Raw genomic sequence first — 18,447 nt, forward strand, 5'->3', positions numbered from 1 at the left:
TTAAGTAATAAATTGCTAGTTTGAATACAATTGAATAGGAGAAAATTTCATATTTTCCCAGATTATAAACGGTTTTTAGCAGTTTTCCACTACTAGGACTCTTTTAACTCGTTTATGTCGTGACATAAATTTTTTATACAATGCCTCTTATATATTGGCATTTTTTTGGGTGAAATCCAAGGGATATTGTGAAATTTTACACATTTTAACCTAATCGGTAAGGTGTGAAGATAATGATACTTACCATAAGAGGGTGTTTGAAAAGATTTTTGTGGTATCCAATACCAGTATATCCCCCTGAATCTCCAAAATAATTACCCGGATTTGATATAAATAGGACTTACGCAAGATTTGACTATTCCAAATTCTGCAAACCCATGGCAATTTTACTATGTTTTTCTATTTGTCCCATTACCTGTTTTGCACGCTTGATTACCACCGCAGGTAAACCGGCTAATCTTCCGGCTTCAATACCATAGGATTTATCAGCACCACCTGGTTGAACTTGATGTAAAAAGATAATTTGATCTGGTAATTCTTTCACCGTAACTTGATAATTAGCCACATTAGAAACAATAGTAGCTAATTCATTTAACTCATGATAATGAGTTGCAAAAATAGTCCGAGATTTAATTTCCACTGCTAAATATTCTGCCACAGACCAAGCTATAGAAAGACCATCAAAAGTTGCAGTACCTCTACCAATTTCATCTAATAAAACCAAAGATTTAGCAGTTGCATGATTGAGGATATTTGCAGTTTCATTCATTTCCACCATAAAAGTAGATTGACCCGTTGCTAAATCATCCACAGCACCAACACGGGTAAAAATGCGATCGCACACAGCCAACCTAGCCGACCTAGCAGGTACAAAACTGCCAATTTGCGCCATTAACTGAATTAAACCCACTTGTCGTAAATAACAACTCTTACCACTCGCATTAGGACCTGTCAAAATCACCAAATCAGGAGAAGATGTACTCTTCTTCTCTTCCTTCTCTGCGAGACACTCCGTGAACGCGCCTTCGCGGTTCATTCCTCCGTAATTCATTCCCCCCAACCAAGTAGAATTAGGAACAAAAAACCCCGCAGGTAAAGACTGTTCAACCACCGGGTGACGACCATCAACAACCTCAATTTCCCGTCCTTCCACCATTTCCGGCCGACAATAACCTTGATGTACAGCCAACTCAGCTAACCCACATAACACATCAGCCGCAGCCACCGCACGGGAAATATTGCGGATAGTTTCGGCGTGAGAACCGACCTCATCCCGTAAAGCGGCAAAAATCTCATATTCCAACTGATTTAAATCATCTCGCGCCGTCAGGATTCTTGCTTCTCTCTCTTTCAAATCGGGAGTAATGTAACGTTCCTCATTCGTCAGAGTTTGCTTACGGATGTAATTATCAGGAACTTGGTCAGACTTGGAACGAGAAATACTGATGTAATAGCCAAAAGTTTTATTAAATCCTACCTTTAAAGTCGGGATTCCTGTTCTCGCACGTTCATCAACTTCTAAATTTGCAATCCATTGTTGATCTGCTTCTACGGTAGCTTTTCTTTCATCCAATAGGGGATTTATACCGGGACGAATTAAACCACCGTCTTTTAAATGTGTAGGTGGTGATTCTACGATGTGTGCGTGTAGCTTTTCTCCTATTTCTTCTAGTATGGATGGTACTTTTTGCAAAGCTTTCAAAAATGGCGATCGCGCATCTTCCACTATACGAGATAATTCAGGTAAACGGGAGAAAGAATCAGCTAAAGCCATTAAATCCCGTGCATTGGCTGTTCCTGAACCTGCCCGACCTGTTAAACGTTCTAAATCATAGATTTTCCGTAATAATGTTCGTAAATCTTGACGTAAGGAAGTATTTTCAACTAATTCTTGAATGGTATCTTGTCGCGCTCGGATGCCTTTAAGGTCTAGTAGCGGTTGTAACAACCATCTTCTTAAAGCTCGTCCACCCATGGCGGTGGTAGTGCGGTTTAAAGCCCATAATAAAGAACCGTGAAATGTGCTATCGCGCACGGTTTGGGTAATTTCTAAGTTGCGTCGGGTTTGGTGGTCAACGATGAGATAATCAGTTAAGGCATAGGTGCGTAATAATTGCAGAGGTACGGGGTTCTGTTTTTGGGTATCTTCGATATATTCCAAAAGTCCACCAGCAGCGCGAACTGCGAGGGGGAGATGTTCACAACCGATACCTTCAAGCGATCGCAGCTTGAATTTCTGCAATAATTTACTTCTAGCTTCAGCTTGAGAAAAAGGGAGTTGCGATCGCAAACTATAGCAAAATGTGGGTGGTAAACACTGGGGAAGAGATGGCGAAGTTTCCCCCGGACGTAGTAAACTACCCAAATCAGGAGCATTAGTAGGAAACAACACTTCTGATGGTTGCAGTCGCATTAACTCTTGGGTCAAGTGTTCTAAATCACTACCTTGACAGGTGAGAAATTCCCCTGTTGATATATCTGCGTAAGCTAAACCCCAATGATTGACAGCAATTACCACAGCCGCCAAGTAATTATTACGACTAGCTTTCAGCATTCCTTCTTCCAGCAAAGTCCCTGGTGTAAGGATGCGAGTTACTTCCCGTTTTACCAAACCCACCGCTTCCGAAGAGTCTTCAACTTGGTCACAAATCACCACAGCATAACCTTTTTCTACCAGTAGGGTTGTGTAGCGTTCCCAAGCATGGTGAGGTACACCAGTCATCGCAATACGACCAAGTTCACCACCATGTTTACTGGTTAAAACTAATTCTAATTCTCTAGAGACGGTTACAGCGTCTTGGAAAAAAGTTTCAAAAAAATCACCGACGCGATATAGCAGCAACGCATGAGGATATTTATCCTTCATTTCTACATAGTGCTGATACATTTTACTCAGCTTGCTGCGATCTTCTACCAGTTTTGTATCGCTAAGAGGTGTATTTGGTTGATTGCTTTCTGGTGTGGGAGTGGTCATGGTAGATGCTGAGGTTGCACAGTTTAGGCACTATTTTTGATGATAGCGTGATGTGGGGGAGATGAGGGTAGTTGTTTAAGGTTTTTTAATTTTTAGCGAGCTTCCAAAAATTCTTCAACTGTTAAATTGATATCACTGGCAATTTTACGTAACAAAGTCGGTGCAATATCACGTCCTTTGTGAAAGGGAACGGTTGTTCCTCTACCATCTGTATGACGGAACTGTTTGTGAGAACCAGTTTGACGCACTTCTATAAATCCCAGATTTTCTAAAATTCGCACTACCTCTTGAGGTTTAAGTACAGGAATACTGCTCATGCTGACTGAAGTATAATTTGTTGTATACCAATAAATTCCGTCTCAAATTCTGGTTCTTTGTCTTCAAGCAGCATTTCAATTACTTCACGTAAATTTTTCTGTAATTCGTCTAATGTTTCCCCTTGAGAATGCGCTCCTGGAAACCCTGGAACATAACCTACATAAAGTTTTGTTTGTGTATCTCTTTCAATAATTGCGGTGAAAGTTTTCATAGAATGTTATGTAAGATTATATGTTTCAATTTTACCTTATCTTCGACTACTACGACGAGTTTGTGTAGTTGTTAGTTCATAAGCTTTCAGTTCACGATCACCTGTAAAAATTTCTACAGGAGAGCCAATTTTAGCATAAAATTTAGCCACATTTTTTATTGTAGCATCACCTAGAGAAATGTTACGAGATGCTAGTTTAGGCCATTCAATGGCTAACTCCTTCAGCTTTTCTTTACTCCAGAGTTCATCTAATTCAGTAGTGAAAACAGCCCAAGGGATGATTCCCTCAGCTACTTTTATCAAAATGTCAGCAAAAGCTTGAGCAATTTCATATCGTTTTGAATTAGCTTGTGCAATATGATTGCCGGTTTCTATAATTGTTGCTAATGGCAATATAAACTTTGTTCCTTGTTTTTCTTCTTCTAAAAAACGATTATCTACTCTCTTTTTATCCCATTTATCATTATCATCACCACAGGTTTCTTTACCAGGAACACCCAGATAAACACAAAGTATTGAAGTATCAATAATCAGAACTTTTTTCATAATCTGCTTTATTTTTGAGTAGAAAGACTTTTTTCAATCGCACCTTTAGTTGCTAATCTTCCTAAAGTTCCTGATGCTAGTAAAAGCGGTAAGTTTTCAATATCTTCTAATAAAGTAAGTTTACTTTCTCCGGTTTCTGAATCTCGATGTGCAACAACTACAAAGGGAACTATTTCTGAACCGAAAGCATCCAGTAAAGCAGGGTTATGGGTAGTTAGTAAAATATCAATATTGCGTTTACTGCCAATTTCTTTTAATATTTTCACCAGTAATGCTGCACGGGAGGGATGTAAACCGTTATCTATTTCTTCAATTACAATTTGACTACCTTCAGGACGGGTTAATAATGCTGTGAGAATTGCTAGAAAGCGCAATGTTCCATCTGACATACTTCTAGCATCAATTTCCGTGATTTCTCCTGGTTTCCATTCTTCTTGACAGTACAGCATCGCATCTGTTTTCAGTCTTCCTACTGGTTCAGCCCATACTTTTTTAATATCACCTTCTGGTAAATATTTAATATATTCAGATAGCGTATTTTCAACTTCTGTTTTTTTCTCATCTGGTAATGCTGCTAAAACTCCAGCAATATTTGAACCGTCACTTTCTAGGTTTTCAGAAAGTCGCGAATAATCACGCATTGTAGATGGCATGGGGTTTAAAATATGGATATTTTGAATGGTTGGTAAAATATATTTATTGATTATATTCAAAGATTGTTCTCTAACTATTTTCATTTGATATGATTCTTTTTTATTTAGTTCTCTGCCAAAACTATTTAAACCTATAAAATCTAACCTAATTTTATCTAGCGAACTGCGGTTAAGCAAGGAACTTATTAAATATAATTTTTCAGTATTTAATCCAAATTGAATAGGATAATATTTATTGTTTTCTTCATTAATGATAGTTATTATTTCGTTTAAATTATTAATAGATGGTTTGGTTGTTAATATAATACTATAAAGATAATCTATTTCATCATCTTCACCTCCAATTAATACTTTTAAAGTAAACTCATTTTCACCTTTCCTTGCTGCTAATTCCACACCACCACGAATAGAAGTAAGTGTTTTATCTCCTGCTAAAGCTGTTTTAATATTTTCACCATTAGCTATTCTTTGCAAAAATTCCAAAGCTTCAACCACATTAGACTTACCACTTGCATTAGTTCCAATAAGGACAGTTAAAGGATCAAGTGGAAGTTCAGCATAACGGAAACTTTTCCAATTTTCGAGAATCAGTTTTTTCAGCATAATTAAGACCCAATATATTTTGCTTACTTAATACTTGTAATATAAATCAAATTTTCTTTATTCTGCGTCAGTATTGCTGGTTGATACAGTCATTTTTGATGTTAGAGTAGTAAACAAGCGATCGCAATAAGGGGAAGCTTGACAAACCTGATCTACATCTAGCAATTCTAAGAGTTTGTAAGCGTGTTTAATTTTGTGATATTCTCCCTTGGTAGTGCTACCAGTCGCAGTTTTGAGAATACGTTCTAAATTATCTTTTGCAATAATCTCCACATTAGCATTTTTGGGAACAGCATTTTCTTTAAAACCCTGTCCATAAAATTTTTTCAAAGTTGCAATATCCGCAATAAACCAAGCTTCCATTGTTTGTACCATCAAATGACAGTTATTATCATCAACTCCTGCTGGTTTATCCCAATTATCTCTTAATTTCAGATGTTCCCAAGGAGAATTGATTTTCACAGGTGCTTCTGCATCAACCAACAAAATATTAAAAGCATCGGGATGAGATTTTAAGGCATTTTTAAAGTCACGAAAAGCATTATTTCTAGTACCGCAAATAATAATATCCCATTTAATTTTTTGATTTCTTGCAATATCAGCAATGGGTTTTAGAAAACCTGCAAATCCTTCCTTGATTAATTTTTTGGTATTTTTAGAATCTCCACCACCTTCTATATAAATTCTAATCTCTTTTACCATCTGTCACCACCAATTTCACCCATTAACCACAGATCACCCAAAGTATAATTTTCTAGCCAATCTTTGAGTTTATCAGGTTCTAATCTCCTTAAATGAGTTCCTGTTCCATCTCTTTCACAAACTACTACTGATTCAGGATATTGACTCAAAGCAGAAACCAAAGCATCAGAATGAGTTGTGACAATTAATTGAGTTCTCTGAGATGCTTCTATTAACATTTCAGCAATAGTTGGTAAAATATCTGGATGTAAACCTATTTCTGGTTCTTCAATACAAATTAAAGGTGGTGGAGTTGGATCTAAAAGTAAAGCCATTAAAAACAAATATCTCAATGTTCCATCAGATAAACGAGTTGCAGGAATTGGTTGAATTAACCCTTTTTCCCGAATGAATATTTGGACAGTACCGCCATATATGCTTACATCTAATTCTTCCGCTTCTTCATAGAATTTTTCCAGATATCCAATAAGTTTTCTCATACCTAATTTACGTTGTAAAGCTTTTAATACCAAACCTAAATTACTTCCATCTTCCAATAAAGGATGTTGAGGTAAATCAGTTTTTTGAGAATTTCTTGGTTCTGAATATCGCCCAATTTGCCAATGACGATATAAACCTATCTTAGAAAATTCTGTACTCACATAAGAAAGTTCAGGATATAAATCTGGATCTTTTCTTTGAGATAAAACTGACTGATCTAAAATTAAATCTTCTCTGCGGAGAGTTCTTTTAAATTCCTTACCATCATCTGTAATTTTATTAATATTTAAAACTGGACGACCATTTTGATAACGATAATAAAAATATACATCTTGTTGTCCTTCATAGACTTGTGCATTTTCTATAGCTTCATCTACTAATTCTAGCCTTTGTCCTACTTCTGTTATGCTTAATTTATAATGTAAATTGTTTTTGTGTCTTTCTGAATAATTTAAGATCACATCTAGATTAGCTATAGAATTACTTCCCTCACCTTTCCATAAAAATTCATTAATACCTCCACCTTGACGAAAAGGTGCTGGTAAATCTGTGGGTGTTGCTTTTAAAATACTAATAGCTTCTATTAAATTAGACTTCCCTGAACTGTTACGACCAATTAACACATTTAGCGGTTGTAATTCAATTTCTTCCCCCTCACTTCCATAGGAAAGAAAATTTGTTAACTTAATTTTATGAATAAATCTTTTACCTTCCACTTACTCCTCCTATTTACTCACCTAAATTTTCCCAAAATTCCTCCAAATAAACCTCAGCGAACCTCCGCGTTAACCTCCGCGTTCCTCTGCGTTTCAACCACACTCCCATCAACATCCTCAACCTTTCTCAACTCACCAGCCCGCCAACTATCAGCAATATCCTTAATAAAACTAGCGATAGGAATAGCCACCAACAAACCCAAAACCCCGCCTAACTTCGCGCCAATTAACAAAGAAATCACCACCCAAACAGGATTTAAACCAGTCAAATTACCCAAAATTCTTGGTGCAACAATATTAGAATTTATCTGGTCAATTGTTACCGCTATAGCTGCAACTTCTACCCCTTCCCAAAAATTTTCTAAAGCCACCAATAAACTAACAATACCAATACCAATACCAGTTCCAAAAGGGAAAATCGAGAAAAGTCCAATTCCAATACCAAACAGTAAAGCTAAAGGAATTCTTAACGCTACAAATGCCAAAGTAACTGTCACCGCTAAAATTGCCCCTAAAGTTGCTTGACCGATAAAATAATTTTGAAAATCTTCCTTTAATAATGCCCTAACTCTGGTGCTAATATTGGGAGGAAACCATTGATAAACTCCATCCCACAACCTTTCACCATTGAGAATTAAGTAAATAGTTAAAACCACTGCTAACAATAAATTAACTAAAAATCCAATCGTATCAAAAGCAAAGCCAAGAATCTTGCCCGTAAAAGATTGAAATTGACTAGAAATTCTTTCCAATAACTGCGTAGCTAAACCACTAATATTAACTGGTAAATCTTGTTGTGTAGCAGCCCAATTTAGAAAAACTTGTAGTTGTTGAGTCCCCGAATCAATCCAAACTGGAAGAATGTTAACTAATTCATTGAGTTGTTGAAAAATTAAAGGTACTAAAATTACGCCTACAGCCCCCAAAATCACTACCGCTATCAGTAAAACTCCCACAATGGCTAAATTACGCGGTACTCCTCGTTTATAGAAAAATTTGATCGGATAATCCAAGACAAAAGCTAATAAAATGGCAACAGAAATAACACTGACTAAGGGTTGAAAATATTGGATAACTTGGATTAATAACCAACCGTTAAGAATAGCGATAGGAAAAGCCAAGCCTATACTTAACCATCTTGGTAATTTGTTGATTGTTTGCATGAATTTGATTTTTCCAGATTGAGCGGTTTATATTTGAATTATGCGGTTACATCTAACTATTTTCATCTCTCTTACTACACACTATAGGAATCCGGTTTGATTTCTGATAGCGCAGCGTAGCGAAAACCATATTTACTTATGTAAGTAGGTAAAAAGATTTTAGATAATTCAGGTGTACTGAGTTTTGTAAGCTCAGAAAGTAGCCTATCGCTAACAAAAATCAAATAGAAGTGTAATGATTTTTTAACCATTAATAAAATCCAGCATAATGCGTTGATGGGGAATTCCTAAAGGTCTTACTTCCCCAGCTATAGGTGAATAACAACTACCCCGGTAAATATCTTCGGATGTTAATAATCCCATATCCCAACCTTCATTTAAGACCAGTTGATCTAATCCTACTGATAATTGTGCTTTAAAAACATGACGAATAATTTTTTCATCAGCATAAATTCCAAATTTCTCAAAAGATGGTAATTCATAATTTATTTCTTCAATAACTTCCCTCACAAGTGCTATTTCTGGGGTTTCTCCTGGTTCTAGATGTCCACCAAATAATCCCCAACAACCAGCAGCAGCTATATTAGGGATATTGTCCCGTAGTTGCATGAGAAATTTGTTGTTTTGGCAAAGAATGATGATGGCAACTTGTGGTAATTGATGATTCATATAATAGGGTATAGGGGATAGAGAAGAGGGTGAAAATTCTTTTTAGGTAGAAATAAAATCCAGCATAATTTGGTGAGTTATATCCCCCAATGGTCGTATTTCTCCAGCTATTGCTGAATAACAATTACCTTGGCGAATATTGTCTGGTGTTAATAATCCCATATCCCAGCCTTCATTTAGACACAATTGATCTACTTCCACTAACAATGGTGCATGAAAAACATGATGTAAAACTTTGATATTAGAATAAATACCAAATTTCTCAAAAGATGGTAAATCATAACCAATTTCTTCTAAAATTTCTCGCTGAAGGGCTATTTCTGGTGATTCATTGGGTTCTAGATGTCCACCGAATAATCCCCAGCAACCAGGATGGGCAATATGAGGGAAGTTATCTCGCAGTTGCATGAGGAACTTGTTATTTTGGTAAAGGATGGCGATCGCTACTTGCTCAATTTGATTGTTCATAATATTATTCTTCTTCCAAGTAAACTTCTCCGTATTCTTGCCCAGCCAAGGGAATACTTTTGTATCTGATTTTGCCCTTAAATACGGCATCTTGTCCCACTTGCAGATTAGTTTGATTAGTCACAACCCAAATTTTCCCAGTAGAGTCAGCAATTTGATATGCTTGCTGTTTTACTAAAGGCGCTTGTTTTTCTACTTTCCCTTGGATGTAAACTGTAGTCTTATTATCTGGTACTGGTTTAATTTCTCGAATGGGTGTCACATTAGCACCAATCCTTAAATTATTTAAGTTCAATTCTGTAGATTTCCCATTACCACAACTACAAAGTCCCATTACCAGAAGAATAACCAATCCTTGGTGAAAGAGACTGAAAGCAGAAAGTTGTGCTTGTTTCATAAAAGCCAGCGAATGAGATAATTTTGGCATTAATCCTTACCTTGTCACTAGTTTTCTCAAATTTTTATTCATACTATCTATTCTTTATCCTTCAGTTGACACAACTAATCTGAGAAAATAGTCAGGGGAATAGGTGACAGGTGACAGGTGACAGGTGACAGGTGACAGTGAAGAGTACAAGGAAGGAGCAAGGGGGATAACTCTTCTTCCCTGCACCCCGCCCCCCTGCACCCCGCTCCTGCTTCTCCTGACTCCTGAATCTTGACTCCTTCTTCTGACAACTAACGATGAAAACACAAACTGCTCAAATCCTTGATGGTAAAGCATTAGCCGCTAAAATTCAGCAAGAATTGGCTGCTACCATTACAGAGTTACAACCGAAAATTGGACGACCTCCTGGTTTAGCTGTGTTGATGGTTGGTGATAACCCAGCTTCAGCCGCTTATGTAAGTAATAAAGAAAAAGCTTGCGCTAAGGTGGGAATAGCGTCTTTTGGTCAACATTTTCCCACGCAAACTAGCCAAACTGAACTAGAGGAGGTAATTGCTGAACTTAACCAAGATGAACGGGTAGATGGGATTCTGGTACAGTTACCCTTGCCTAAACATTTAGATGCGATCGCACTTTTACATAAAATTGCACCGGATAAAGACGCTGATGGACTTCACCCGGTGAATTTAGGACGACTGGTGCGGGGTGAGGCAGGTTTACGCAGTTGTACCCCTGCTGGAGTGATGCGGCTGCTAGAAGAATATAAAATTCCTTTGGTGGGAAAACAGGCTGTGGTGGTAGGACGTAGTATTTTAGTTGGTAAGCCAATGGCATTGATGCTGTTAGAGGCTGATGCTACAGTCACTATTGCCCATTCTCGAACCCAAGACCTCAAAACCATCACCCAAAATGCTGATATTCTGATTGCAGCAGCTGGTATTCCTGGATTAATCACAGCCGAGATGGTGAAACCGGGCGCTGTTGTGGTAGATGTGGGGATAAATCGCATTAGTGATAGCAGTGGTAAGAGTCGTCTGGTTGGCGATATTGACTTTCCCACAACGGCTATGGTGGCAGAATATATCACCCCTGTTCCCGGTGGTATTGGTCCGATGACAGTCACTCTGTTATTGCAAAATACAGTATCTAGCTATTTGCGAGCAACCAGTAATTAAGGAGTGATAATTTCCCAGCTAACTGAGCCGATTTGAGATTTTTTGGTTAAAGTTCCTGGTTCCAACTATGGAATCACACCCAAATCTAAAATCTAAAATCCAAAATCCAGTGGGTGTTTATGCTCCATCAGACCGTAAAATTGTCACACATATCAAGATAAACCGAAAACTTTAGGAATTGCAGTATGGTAGCAACGGATAACTTTCAAAAGAAATCAGAACAAGCTAGGTTTAACCTCGCTGCCTATCTAAAAGAACGACAAAAGCTTTGCGATACTGCTTTGGATCAAGCGATTCCTGTCGTTTATCCAGAAAAAATTTATGAAGCTATGCGTTACTCCCTCTTAGCCGGAGGTAAGCGTGTACGTCCCATTCTTTGCCTTGCTACCAGTGAAATGATAGGCGGTACACTGGAAATGGCTATGCCAACAGCTTGTGCGGTGGAGATGATCCACACCATGTCATTGATTCATGATGATTTGCCAGCAATGGATAATGATGATTACCGTCGTGGCAAGTTGACAAATCATAAAGTCTACGGTGAAGATATTGCGATTTTAGCCGGGGATGGCTTATTAGCTTTGGCTTTTGAGTTCGTAGCCACCCAAACCCCTAAAAACGTGCCAACAGAGCGATCTTTACAGGTAATTGCCCGTTTGGGTAAGGCGCTGGGGGCTGCTGGTTTAGTTGGTGGTCAAGTTGTAGATTTAGAATCGGAAGGTAAATCAGATATTTCCCTAGAAACTCTAAATTTTATTCATAACCACAAAACTGCTGCACTTTTAGAAGCTTGTGTGGTGTGTGGGGGAATTATCGCCGGAGCATCACCTGAAGATATACAAAAATTAACTCGCTATTCTCAAAATATTGGGCTGGCGTTCCAAATCATAGATGATATTCTCGATATCACTGCTACCCAAGAAAAACTGGGCAAAACCGCAGGTAAAGACCTGAAAGCGGAGAAAGTCACCTATCCCAGCTTGTGGGGAATCGAAGAATCACGAGCTAAAGCACAAAAACTGGTTGAGGAAGCTTGTTTGGAATTGGCATTCTATGGAGATAAAGCAGTTCCTCTCCAGGCGATCGCACACTTTATCATTAATCGCGATCACTAGCGTCAAAAGACAGAAGAATTTTGGATTTTGGACTAACGATTTTGGATTTTAGATCAACCTATCCCAAATTTAAAATCGCAAATACAAAATTTAGTCACAAAATCATCTACCAAACTAGTTTGGATGCTGAACGCTGACTACTGGTGTAAAAAACTGTTCCTCAACACACAACTGCTGCTCATAATTTAATTCACCTTAATCAAAATACCATGCAGGACATAGGCGACATTTTCAACAACCGGGTGCTGCTGGTTGCTCTTGTAGCTTGTTTTGTGGCTCAAGGATTAAAACTTATCGTAGAAGTGATTAAACATCGCAAAATAGATATGCGTGTCTTAGTCACTACAGGAGGTATGCCCAGCGCCCATTCAGCCTTAGTAACGGCTTTAGCTGCTGGTGTGGGGCAAACTCTGGGTTGGGCATCCCCTGATTTTGCCGTAGCTGTGGTCTTTGCCATCATTGTCATGTACGACGCTGCTGGAGTGCGCCAAGCCGCTGGTAAGCAAGCTCGAATACTTAATCAAATGATTGATGAATTATTTCATGAAAAACCGGAATTTAGCCAAGACCGGCTCAAAGAACTCCTGGGACATACACCAGTTCAAGTCATCGCCGGTTCAGCTTTAGGTATCACTATTTATTGGCTATCTAGAGCCGCTTATTAGCAATGGGTAATAGGGAACTCTTAACAGGGAAAAATGATCACTGATAACTGAAAAAATCACTTTGAATTGACAACTGAACGCAGTAACATGACTTTCCTCCCATCTGCTAAGAGGGCAAAAAAACCATTTTCATTTAGTTTTTGTAATGTGTTATATGCCTCTGTTTGATTGGTAGTATAAACAGCCAATAAATAAGGGCGTTGTCCATAAGAAACAAGACCCACATTACCCCCAACTGCTCTTTGCACACTATTTGCCAGTTCGGGGCGGTTGAAATAATCTACCAATACAGCAAAACCATCTCCTAAGACTCTGGGATTATAGCTCAGTCTCTGATTGGGAATCACTGCTGATGAGGTTATTGGCGGTGCGATTGTTGCAGGTGCAACTCTTGTTGATGAGGTTATTGCAGGTGCAACGGTTGTGGGTGTGATTGTTGGTGAAGTTGGTCGAGTGGTGATAATGGCTGATAAACCGACTATATTGTTAACATACTTTGCCCAACGATTAGCATCATCAATCTTTTTAAAACCACCAATCCGGGTTACTGTTTCATTCAAATATTGACAAGTAACACTTTTTAAATCCGATGGTAAAGCACTGCGTAATTGCTGTTGACTATTAGTTGTGGGACTAACAACTAATAAAAGATACTCCCCCGCACTAGGAGGTTGACAAACAGGAATAGCTGGTTGGGCAAAAACAGGATTAATGCTACTAATTAAAGGAGCTATGCCTGCGGTGAGTGTAGTTATTGCTAATAATAAAGCACTTGGTAAAGAATGAACTCTTTGCACAAACATTGGATACCTAATATTATATGTTTGTAAGCATTCAGCACCAAGCCAAAATGCCTACATAGATTCTAATTTATTACACAGTTGTTAAAGATGCCAAAGGATCAGGAATTTGTGGTGAAGGTGCATCAAATTGTCCAGTAATTACATACTCTAGACGCAATTTCAACCAAGTAATAAATTGATGATTGGTAGAAATAATTGCTACTGGTGGTCTAGGACACTTAGATTTATTGTCTGCCATTTCTGGCGCTTCTAGAAAAGCTGGGTTTTTTACTAACCAAAAATCAATTTCTTTTTCTTGTTCGTGATAATGACGGGTGCGTTCTTTCAACACTTCGTGTATTGGTTCTTCTTCCAGTAGAAAGTGTTGACTAGCCAAAACGTAATAGTATGTTTTCATTTTCTTCCTTTGGTTACTATTTAATAATTTATAGGGTACAGTAGCCGTACTGTACCCTGAACAGTTAACTTTTTTTGAATCCCTTAAAGAAAGAACTGAAGGGACAGCCACCACCTTTGTTTTCGTTGTCACTATTTACCTGTTTACCACCTGCTGTTAGCTTTTCTAAGAACAGGTTGTTATCAAAATAGTGTTCTACGGACAAAATTTTTAAATCATCAGTAACGTGAGCTACACTTATACCGATAATTTCCACCGTTTCCCCCGTAGGTGCAAAATCTTTGTAAGCACCTTGGAAATGTCCCCAGTGTCTCCACTTAAATGTAACATTAGGTGGTCCTGAGTACACTTGTAGCACTTCCCAAGGAAAACCTTGCGGAAATGTGCTGTGGAATATTTTAGCTGATGATTCAAAACTTTCTTGAGAAGCTTTGTAATGTTGGGAATCAGCCATAAATAGGTTATAAGTACCTTGGGCTGATAAATCTGCTGCTGTATACTCTTTACCACCATTGGTACTAACCCGAAACTTGTCACTTACCACAGATAACCATTGCTGGGGGTTACTTTTGAAAGATACCTCCATCTCGAAGGTTCTCACCAAGTTCTGTACGATCGCTTCTAGTGTACCTTCTAAGTGATTGCAGGTGCTTTCTTTCGCTAGATTTTCTTTGGAACGAGTATAATCCGGTGGTGTTTGATAACGCCATTCGGCATGGGTACTGTATGCAATCACTGTATCTCGATCCTGTACCCAAAGAGGCAGGTTGTTAGACTGTGTGGAAGTCATAGAGGTCTGATTTTAAAAATGTGACTTTACCTTGTTTCGGATTACGCAGCTAACTACCCCTCTGAGAAGGCAGGAGGCAGAAGGCAGAAGGCAAAAACTTTACCAATTACCCATTACCCAGTATGGCTTGTTTCATTTCTCGGACGGCTCTTTCCATTCCTACTAAAGCTGCCCGACTGATGATAGTATGACCAATATTTAGTTCTTCCATGCCTGGAAGCGCCGCTACTGGATAAACGTTCCAGTATGTGAGTCCGTGACCGGCATTCACTCGTAAACCTGCTTTAATTGCTTGCTCACATCCTTGTGCTAATAAAGCTAGTTCACGTTGACGGGTTGTTTCATCTTTTGCTTCAGCATATTGTCCTGTGTGCAGTTCAATAAATTTCGCCTGAACTTTGACAGAAGCTTCGATTTGTGCTGATTCGGCATCAATGAACAAACTCACGGGAATGCCAGCATTTTGCAATTTATCTACTATCTCCCCTATTCTAGCAATTTGTCCGACAATATCCAAACCGCCTTCTGTGGTTACTTCTTCGCGTTTTTCGGGTACTAAAGTTACATAATCGGGTCTGATGTCGAGGGCAATTGCTAACATTTCATCAGTTGCAGCCATTTCTAAGTTTAAGTGCGATCGCACCGTTTGTCTTAAAATTCTCACATCTCTGTCTTGAATATGTCTTCTATCTTCCCGTAAATGTACGGTAATTCCATCTGCACCTGCTAATTCTGCCAATACCGCAGCCGCCACAGGGTCAGGTTCTACAGTCCGTCTGGCTTGGCGAATAGTAGCGATATGATCAATATTTACACCGAGTGTAGGCACGCCTGGTTTCTCCTGTTGTACTATCTTCAGATGTTGATTTTACAGGAAATATCAACTGGGGGTGAATGAAGTAAGATTTTCATTTTTGGTCGTATTATGAAGAAAGACAATTATCAAAAAATTGACAATCTCTGAGGCGATATGCTTTTAGAACTGCAACAAATTATTGTCAACCCAGGTCAACAGATGTTACTCAAAGATATTAGTTGGCAGCAGTTAGAAAATATTTTGGAAGAAATGGGAGAAAGGCGTGCTGCACGTATTTCTTATAGTGATGGTTGGTTAGAAATTATGGTTCCTTTACCTGAACATGAAAAAGATAAAGAACTTCTTGGTGATTTAGTTAAACTTTTATTAGATAAACTCGAAATTGATTTTGAACCTTTTGGGTCTACAACACTGAAAAACGAAAGAATGCGACAAGCAGTAGAACCAGATACCAGTTTTTATATTCAAAATCAAGCGGCTGTAATTGGAAAAAATCGGATTGACTTAAATATAGATCCACCACCAGATTTAGCTATTGAAATTGATATTACTTCCCGCACTCGATTTGAAAATTATGCAATTTTGGGAGTTCCTGAACTTTGGCGATATAAACAACAAGGTTTGGAGATTTTCTTGTTACAGGAAGGGAATTATGTAAAATCTCAATCTAGTCCTAATTTTCCTAATATTCCCATTGTGGAATTAGTTAATGAGTATGTACAGCAGTGTTTAACTATTGGCAGAAGTCAAGCAATGCGGAATTTTAGGAGTTGGGTTAAGGAGAATTTGTAAGAGTAGGATAATTGCATTTATAACTAAAACTGGAAATTATGGAAAACTTATATCAAAGTTGTTGCATTTTTTCTGATTCCAAATACTTTTAGCTCCCTGTTCACTCACCGCTCCATCCCTGATTAATGTATTCAATTTTGCTTTTTCTTGAAGACATTTTGTTTTTTCTGTTTTATAAAGTAAATTGCTATTGGAATCATTGAATAATGAATCACTTGATGAAAATGGACGTGGTGTCAGTGGATTTTTATGGTAATCATCTGGTATTGATTTCGGATCAATTGTTGTAAATGTAGGTATAGACCCAAAACTTCCTGCTACAGAAACATCTGGGAATTTAGGTGATTGATTTTGTTTGGTTTGTGAAGAAATTTGAGGAGGTAAAGTTATATCAACATCATCAAATTTTTTCTCCTTTATTGAATCTTGAAGTTTTTTTGCTTCTTCAAATAAATCCTTTAATTTAGAAGGAGAAGGTTCTGTAAATATTTTGGATGATCCTACTTCTGGTTCTGTTGTTTTAGGTGTTGGCATTGTAATATTATTCCCACTTGTTGGTGAAGGCTCTGGCAGATTGGATGAAGGTGCGGGTAAATTTATGCCCCAATAACTACAGTTTCTTTCTTCCATTTTAGCTCGAGTCTCTTCATCATCCTTTCCAGAACGTTTTGTTTCGGCTTCCCAATTTTTTTTCCATCTCACACAAAAAGACTTAGGTGCTGTTCCAAAAGGTGGTTTTGTTGGTATAGGTGTTGGAGTTACAGTAATTGGATTTGTCGACATATTGCTTTGTATCCAAGATCCTAAACTACCTAATATAAATACTCCTATACTAAAAGTTACTATGCGCCCCCAAACAGACACTAATACTTGAGTAGAGTTTTTAGGTTTAATTTCTGGTGATTCTGTAGGGATATTCTTAGGTTCACAACGAGCTTGTATCGGTTCAACATCTTCATTTCTCAGACCTAAAGCTTGCTGAAAATAAGCTAATTCTTTGCGAGTATGATCACTAAAAGGATATTGTTTATTAACCTCTTTAACTAATACTTGTTCGTATTCCTGCAATCTTTTTTGGTACTCTTGATAAGGTTTGATAACCTCAGTTTCAATAGCGGTAGCTTCTTCAGGTATTAGTCCTAAACTTTGTCTTTTTAGGTCTAAGGTACTGCGCCCAATGGCAGAAATTACACCACGACTAGCAAAAAGCTCAACTTCTTTGCGATATCTCAGTTTAGGATCCCCAATAGGTGCTTTAGCAAGGCGAATTTTGAAACCTTCTTTAACTGCATAGATTTCTGGTTGCATTGCTGGTGCCGCTTCTTTAACTTTCTTTTTGGCGTATTCATGCAACTCATCAACTGAAACTGCACCATCGTTATCTAAATCTGCTGCTCCTGTTTCAATACCTTCAACGATGTAACGGGTGTAAATAGAAAGATTTTCTCCCTCTTGTTGGAAAGAATATTGTGTAGAGGTAGAAGAAGTGAGAACAACTCGTCCCTCACCTCCTAATTGAGTTTGGATATTAACGGAACCGTCATCTTTTGCTGACCAGCCTTCGGCGAATGCGCCACTAAAGCAACTGTCGAGAATTATTACTTGTCGCTTACAGCGACTATTGCTCATGATGTCATGGACGAAACTAGCGGGAACAGCAGTCGATTTAATCAGTTGTCCTTGAGGATTTTTGCGGGTGAGGCGAGTAGCAAGATAAAGTTTGCCGCTTTCATCTTTAATGCCGTGACCGGAGAAGTATACTATTGCTAGATCATCCTTGCGGCGATCGCTAAATAATCCCTCAATTGCTTCTTGCATTGTTTGAGGATTGGGATTCTCTAGTCTTTGGATATCTGCTTCAGCAAAGCCACCCATTTCAGGATTTTGCAAAACTTTGGCGATCGCTTGCACATCATTGACAGAGGCTGGTAATGGGTTTAGTCCAGGTTCATACTCGCTAACTCCGATTAGCAGTGCTACCTTCACCATTTTGCTATTCTCT

Annotated in this window: 20 protein-coding genes; 4 read left to right on the top strand and 16 right to left on the bottom strand. The window is 38.2% G+C overall.

What is annotated here, in order from left to right:
* Positions 1 to 355: 355 nt before the first annotated feature.
* The 11 genes from mutS to ACLLO5_RS12325 form a co-directional block, all read right to left on the bottom strand.
* The gene (gene mutS, locus ACLLO5_RS12275) at positions 356 to 2,974 is read right to left on the bottom strand and encodes a DNA mismatch repair protein MutS (protein WP_413175731.1); all 2,619 of its coding nucleotides are present in this window, start codon (positions 2,972 to 2,974) and stop codon (positions 356 to 358) included.
* A 92-nt stretch (positions 2,975 to 3,066) separates the two neighbouring features.
* Positions 3,067 to 3,291, bottom strand: a complete 225-nt coding sequence (locus ACLLO5_RS12280; RefSeq protein WP_413175732.1) for a type II toxin-antitoxin system HicA family toxin — start codon at positions 3,289 to 3,291, stop codon at positions 3,067 to 3,069.
* Positions 3,288 to 3,503 (bottom strand): type II toxin-antitoxin system HicB family antitoxin, encoded by a 216-nt coding sequence (locus ACLLO5_RS12285; protein ID WP_413175733.1) that lies wholly within the window; start codon positions 3,501 to 3,503, stop codon positions 3,288 to 3,290. The genes ACLLO5_RS12280 and ACLLO5_RS12285 overlap by 4 nt, the downstream gene beginning before the upstream one ends.
* Positions 3,504 to 3,539: 36 nt before the next feature.
* Positions 3,540 to 4,049 carry a hypothetical protein gene (locus ACLLO5_RS12290; protein WP_413175734.1) on the bottom strand — a complete coding sequence of 170 codons (510 nt, stop codon included), beginning with the start codon at positions 4,047 to 4,049 and terminating at the stop codon, positions 3,540 to 3,542.
* 8 nt (positions 4,050 to 4,057) lie between these two features.
* A complete protein-coding gene (locus ACLLO5_RS12295; protein ID WP_413175735.1) occupies positions 4,058 to 5,305 on the bottom strand; it encodes an AAA family ATPase in 1,248 nt (415 codons plus the stop codon).
* 57 nt (positions 5,306 to 5,362) lie between these two features.
* Positions 5,363 to 6,007, bottom strand: coding sequence for a DUF4276 family protein (locus ACLLO5_RS12300; RefSeq protein WP_413175736.1), 645 nt, complete (start codon positions 6,005 to 6,007; stop codon positions 5,363 to 5,365).
* The gene (locus ACLLO5_RS12305; protein WP_413175737.1) at positions 6,001 to 7,203 is read right to left on the bottom strand and encodes an AAA family ATPase; all 1,203 of its coding nucleotides are present in this window, start codon (positions 7,201 to 7,203) and stop codon (positions 6,001 to 6,003) included. Before ACLLO5_RS12305 ends, ACLLO5_RS12300 begins: the two co-directional genes overlap by 7 nt.
* 53 nt (positions 7,204 to 7,256) lie before the next feature.
* Positions 7,257 to 8,366, bottom strand: a complete 1,110-nt coding sequence (locus tag ACLLO5_RS12310) for an AI-2E family transporter (protein ID WP_413175739.1) — start codon at positions 8,364 to 8,366, stop codon at positions 7,257 to 7,259.
* Between the two features lie 243 nt (positions 8,367 to 8,609).
* Positions 8,610 to 9,035, bottom strand: a complete 426-nt coding sequence (locus ACLLO5_RS12315; RefSeq protein ID WP_413175740.1) for an NUDIX hydrolase — start codon at positions 9,033 to 9,035, stop codon at positions 8,610 to 8,612.
* 42 nt (positions 9,036 to 9,077) lie between these two features.
* Positions 9,078 to 9,503, bottom strand: coding sequence for an NUDIX hydrolase (locus ACLLO5_RS12320; RefSeq protein WP_413175741.1), 426 nt, complete (start codon positions 9,501 to 9,503; stop codon positions 9,078 to 9,080).
* A gap of 4 nt (positions 9,504 to 9,507) precedes the next feature.
* On the bottom strand, positions 9,508 to 9,930 hold the full coding sequence (locus ACLLO5_RS12325) for a hypothetical protein (RefSeq protein WP_413175742.1): 423 nt from the start codon (positions 9,928 to 9,930) through the stop codon (positions 9,508 to 9,510).
* 257 nt (positions 9,931 to 10,187) lie between these two features.
* On the opposite strand from ACLLO5_RS12325, the gene folD reads away from it, so the two are divergent.
* The 3 genes from folD to ACLLO5_RS12340 all read left to right on the top strand — a co-directional run bounded on the left by folD (position 10,188) and on the right by ACLLO5_RS12340 (position 12,846).
* Positions 10,188 to 11,066 (top strand): bifunctional methylenetetrahydrofolate dehydrogenase/methenyltetrahydrofolate cyclohydrolase FolD, encoded by an 879-nt coding sequence (gene folD, locus ACLLO5_RS12330; RefSeq protein WP_413175743.1) that lies wholly within the window; start codon positions 10,188 to 10,190, stop codon positions 11,064 to 11,066.
* A gap of 185 nt (positions 11,067 to 11,251) precedes the next feature.
* Positions 11,252 to 12,181, top strand: coding sequence for a geranylgeranyl diphosphate synthase CrtE (crtE, locus tag ACLLO5_RS12335; protein ID WP_413175744.1), 930 nt, complete (start codon positions 11,252 to 11,254; stop codon positions 12,179 to 12,181).
* A 209-nt stretch (positions 12,182 to 12,390) separates the two neighbouring features.
* The gene (locus ACLLO5_RS12340; RefSeq protein ID WP_413175745.1) at positions 12,391 to 12,846 is read left to right on the top strand and encodes a divergent PAP2 family protein; all 456 of its coding nucleotides are present in this window, start codon (positions 12,391 to 12,393) and stop codon (positions 12,844 to 12,846) included.
* 56 nt (positions 12,847 to 12,902) lie between these two features.
* Here ACLLO5_RS12340 and ACLLO5_RS12345 read toward each other — a convergent pair whose 3' ends face one another.
* The 4 genes from ACLLO5_RS12345 to ACLLO5_RS12360 form a co-directional block, all read right to left on the bottom strand.
* Positions 12,903 to 13,649: a hypothetical protein gene (locus tag ACLLO5_RS12345; RefSeq protein WP_413175746.1), complete on the bottom strand. Its 747-nt coding sequence runs from the start codon at positions 13,647 to 13,649 to the stop codon at positions 12,903 to 12,905.
* 70 nt (positions 13,650 to 13,719) lie between these two features.
* Complete coding sequence (locus ACLLO5_RS12350; RefSeq protein ID WP_413175747.1) at positions 13,720 to 14,046, bottom strand: MgPME-cyclase complex family protein; 327 nt, start codon at positions 14,044 to 14,046, stop codon at positions 13,720 to 13,722.
* A gap of 64 nt (positions 14,047 to 14,110) precedes the next feature.
* A complete protein-coding gene (locus tag ACLLO5_RS12355; RefSeq protein WP_413175748.1) occupies positions 14,111 to 14,836 on the bottom strand; it encodes a SnoaL-like polyketide cyclase in 726 nt (241 codons plus the stop codon).
* 106 nt (positions 14,837 to 14,942) lie between these two features.
* Positions 14,943 to 15,665, bottom strand: coding sequence for a pyridoxine 5'-phosphate synthase (locus ACLLO5_RS12360; protein WP_413175749.1), 723 nt, complete (start codon positions 15,663 to 15,665; stop codon positions 14,943 to 14,945).
* Between the two features lie 141 nt (positions 15,666 to 15,806).
* On the opposite strand from ACLLO5_RS12360, the gene ACLLO5_RS12365 reads away from it, so the two are divergent.
* Positions 15,807 to 16,445, top strand: coding sequence for a Uma2 family endonuclease (locus tag ACLLO5_RS12365; protein ID WP_413175750.1), 639 nt, complete (start codon positions 15,807 to 15,809; stop codon positions 16,443 to 16,445).
* Positions 16,446 to 16,481: 36 nt separating this feature from the next.
* Here the strand turns inward: ACLLO5_RS12365 and ACLLO5_RS12370 are convergent, their stop codons facing one another.
* Positions 16,482 to 18,434 carry a caspase family protein gene (locus ACLLO5_RS12370; RefSeq protein WP_413175751.1) on the bottom strand — a complete coding sequence of 651 codons (1,953 nt, stop codon included), beginning with the start codon at positions 18,432 to 18,434 and terminating at the stop codon, positions 16,482 to 16,484.
* Positions 18,435 to 18,447 lie beyond the last annotated feature (13 nt).

Source organism: Anabaena azotica SJ-1 (assembly GCF_047275885.1).
In the GTDB taxonomy this organism is placed as follows: domain Bacteria; phylum Cyanobacteriota; class Cyanobacteriia; order Cyanobacteriales; family Nostocaceae; genus Trichormus_B; species Trichormus_B azotica_A.

Bases quoted from the DNA above. Each gene is read 5' to 3' on its own strand.
- ACLLO5_RS12325 (WP_413175742.1), bottom strand. From the start codon at position 9,930: ATGCCAAAATTATCTCATTCGCTGGCTTTTATGAAACAAGCACAACTT.
- ACLLO5_RS12315 (WP_413175740.1), bottom strand. From the start codon at position 9,035: ATGAATCATCAATTACCACAAGTTGCCATCATCATTCTTTGCCAAAAC.
- ACLLO5_RS12295 (WP_413175735.1), bottom strand. From the start codon at position 5,305: ATGCTGAAAAAACTGATTCTCGAAAATTGGAAAAGTTTCCGTTATGCT.
- ACLLO5_RS12310 (WP_413175739.1), bottom strand. From the start codon at position 8,366: ATGCAAACAATCAACAAATTACCAAGATGGTTAAGTATAGGCTTGGCT.
- ACLLO5_RS12345 (WP_413175746.1), bottom strand. From the start codon at position 13,649: ATGTTTGTGCAAAGAGTTCATTCTTTACCAAGTGCTTTATTATTAGCA.
- ACLLO5_RS12290 (WP_413175734.1), bottom strand. From the start codon at position 4,049: ATGAAAAAAGTTCTGATTATTGATACTTCAATACTTTGTGTTTATCTG.
- ACLLO5_RS12350 (WP_413175747.1), bottom strand. From the start codon at position 14,046: ATGAAAACATACTATTACGTTTTGGCTAGTCAACACTTTCTACTGGAA.
- ACLLO5_RS12365 (WP_413175750.1), top strand. From the start codon at position 15,807: ATGCTTTTAGAACTGCAACAAATTATTGTCAACCCAGGTCAACAGATG.
- ACLLO5_RS12320 (WP_413175741.1), bottom strand. From the start codon at position 9,503: ATGAACAATCAAATTGAGCAAGTAGCGATCGCCATCCTTTACCAAAAT.
- ACLLO5_RS12285 (WP_413175733.1), bottom strand. From the start codon at position 3,503: ATGAAAACTTTCACCGCAATTATTGAAAGAGATACACAAACAAAACTT.
- mutS (WP_413175731.1), bottom strand. From the start codon at position 2,974: ATGACCACTCCCACACCAGAAAGCAATCAACCAAATACACCTCTTAGC.
- crtE (WP_413175744.1), top strand. From the start codon at position 11,252: ATGGTAGCAACGGATAACTTTCAAAAGAAATCAGAACAAGCTAGGTTT.
- folD (WP_413175743.1), top strand. From the start codon at position 10,188: ATGAAAACACAAACTGCTCAAATCCTTGATGGTAAAGCATTAGCCGCT.
- ACLLO5_RS12300 (WP_413175736.1), bottom strand. From the start codon at position 6,007: ATGGTAAAAGAGATTAGAATTTATATAGAAGGTGGTGGAGATTCTAAA.
- ACLLO5_RS12370 (WP_413175751.1), bottom strand. From the start codon at position 18,434: ATGGTGAAGGTAGCACTGCTAATCGGAGTTAGCGAGTATGAACCTGGA.
- ACLLO5_RS12340 (WP_413175745.1), top strand. From the start codon at position 12,391: ATGCAGGACATAGGCGACATTTTCAACAACCGGGTGCTGCTGGTTGCT.
- ACLLO5_RS12280 (WP_413175732.1), bottom strand. From the start codon at position 3,291: ATGAGCAGTATTCCTGTACTTAAACCTCAAGAGGTAGTGCGAATTTTA.
- ACLLO5_RS12355 (WP_413175748.1), bottom strand. From the start codon at position 14,836: ATGACTTCCACACAGTCTAACAACCTGCCTCTTTGGGTACAGGATCGA.